We start from the raw sequence: 1,332 nt of genomic DNA, 5'->3' as shown, positions 1-1,332 counted from the left end.
CGAGGCGGGCCTGTGCTCCGTCGTGGAGGTCGCGTTCGATGCGGCGGAGGTCCGCGGCGGCGGTGTCGATGACCGCCCCCCGCCCCGACTCCAGCTCGGAGACCCGGGCGGCCAGCCGCGAGGGCCCGAGCAGACCGCTGACCAGCAGCCGGTCCACCATCGTCAGCCCGCGGAACACCCACGGCGTCGCCAGGACGACGAGCAGGCCCGCGGCGCCGGTCACCAGGATTTCGAACGGGCTGTCGAGATGAAGGGTGTTGCCGCGCCCGTCGCCGTACAGCTGGATCCCCGACTGCCCGCCGACCTCCGGCAGGAACCAGTACCAGACCGGGTACAGCAGCAGCGCCCAGCCGTACGTCCACAGGAAGACGGAGACGGCGAAGCCGAACACCGCCCACGGGAAGTGCAGCAGGGCGTAGAGCAGATGCCGCCAGGAGACACCGCTCCCCAGGACCGCGCCCAGCCACGCGAACATCCCCGGCTTCTCCGGACGCACCGGCGCGGGCGAGGCGACGTCCAGGTCCAGCAGCACCCGTGCCCGGCCGCGCTCCACCGCGCCCAGCGCGCGGCAGCCGGCCAGGGCGGCGGCGAGCACGGGGAGGCCGAGGAAGGTGACGAGCAGTCCCAGGCCCGTGGCCGTCATGGAGACCGCGAAGGCGAACATCACGGTCGCCATCGGCAGATTGAGCAGCAGATGGAGGAACTCCCGCCAGGTCCGGCCCTCCAGCGGCGCGCGCAGCGCCGCCGGCAGCCGGCGGACGCGAAGTCCCGGTGCGTCGTACGCGGTGGCCATGGTGTCGTCCGTCCGTTCTGCCGTGGCGACCGCGGGGCCGTTGCCGCGCGGACCGCCGGATGAGGTGCTTCCATGCTGCGGCGGCGGGGACGGGCGGGGCCATGGAGCGGGTCGGCGTCTCCGGGTGGGGTTTTCCCCACCCGCGGGGGAAGGGCGGGCCGGGGAGTCGCGGGCCGGGAGTGGCTGCTCGGGGAACGGGAGTGGCCGTTCGGGGACGCGGCCGTCGTCGCGGTCGGCCGGGACGGGTGCGCTCAGCCCGCCGGCCGGTCCCGCCAGGGCAGTTCGGCCGTCACGGAGGTCGGCCCCCCCGGCGGCGAGTCGACGACGAACAGCCCGTCCACCGCCTCCAGCCGCTCCGCGAGCCCGGTGAGGCCGCTGCCGCCGTCCCTGCTCGCGCCGCCTTTGCCGTCGTCCCGTACCTGGATGAGGAGTCGGTTCTCGGTGTGCCAGATGTCGATGGTGGCGTGGTGGGCGTGGCTGTGTTTGCTGATGTTCTGGAGGAGTTCGGAGACGGTGAAGTAGGCGATGCCTTCGATGGC

At 73.6% G+C, this 1,332-nt stretch carries 2 protein-coding genes; both read right to left on the bottom strand.

All coding sequences use genetic code 11. From position 1 onward, the window contains the following. Nucleotides 1-793, bottom strand: a 793-nt coding sequence (locus IF83_RS0129400) for a sensor domain-containing protein (protein ID WP_037682053.1), incomplete at its 3' end; no start/stop codon positions are given. Nucleotides 794-1,044: 251 nt separating this feature from the next. Further along, nucleotides 1,045-1,332 (bottom strand): ATP-binding protein (locus IF83_RS0129395; RefSeq protein ID WP_030549418.1); only part of this gene is annotated, 288 nt, incomplete at its 5' end.

This window comes from Streptomyces albus subsp. albus (genome assembly GCF_000719865.1).
GTDB classification, from domain to species: domain Bacteria; phylum Actinomycetota; class Actinomycetes; order Streptomycetales; family Streptomycetaceae; genus Streptomyces; species Streptomyces albus_E.
Note: the sequence above shows the minus strand (reverse complement) of the source record. Positions and strands in the feature narration are given on the sequence as shown.